The organism is Aromatoleum evansii, from assembly GCF_012910805.1.
GTDB lineage: Bacteria > Pseudomonadota > Gammaproteobacteria > Burkholderiales > Rhodocyclaceae > Aromatoleum > Aromatoleum evansii.
The window spans coordinates 1-461 of record NZ_WTVK01000208.1 but is presented as its reverse complement, the minus strand read 5'-3'; the positions used below and the strand labels follow the sequence as shown (position 1 = coordinate 461).

Here is a 461-nt window from a genome sequence, read left to right as displayed (position 1 = left end):
CCTGGGTATATTTCGCCAGCTTCTCGGTATGACCGAACTGATCCCAATAGGCGATCGGATGCGTGTTGCGGTACCACTGCGGCACCCAGTAACGGCCGGCGCGGAACACCCGGTCGAAGGCGCGGCACGCGACCGTCAGCTCATGGCGGCCGTTCGCGCCGATGATTTTCTCGATCAACGCATCGATCGCCGGGTTGGAGATGCCTGCGAGATTGTAGGAGCCCTTGGTCTTCGCCGCCTGCGAGGAGAAGAACGGCCGCATGCTGTCGCCGGGCGTCGCCGAGAAGCTGAAGCGCTGCATGGTCATGTCGAAATCGAAAACTTCTAACCGGGCGCGGTACTGTACCGCGTCGACCAGGCGGAACGTCGCATCGATGCCGAGCGTTCCGAGATTCTTGATGTAAGGCCCGTGGTGCGGTTGCAGCGAGGGCTCGTCGTTGAGGAATTCGATGGTGATGGGC

Annotated in this window: 1 protein-coding gene; it reads right to left on the bottom strand. The window is 61.6% G+C overall.

Features of this window, described 5'->3' with window-relative positions; translation table 11 throughout:
* A partial coding sequence (locus GO615_RS27955) for a periplasmic substrate-binding domain-containing protein (protein WP_211167418.1) occupies positions 1-461 on the bottom strand: 461 nt, incomplete at both ends.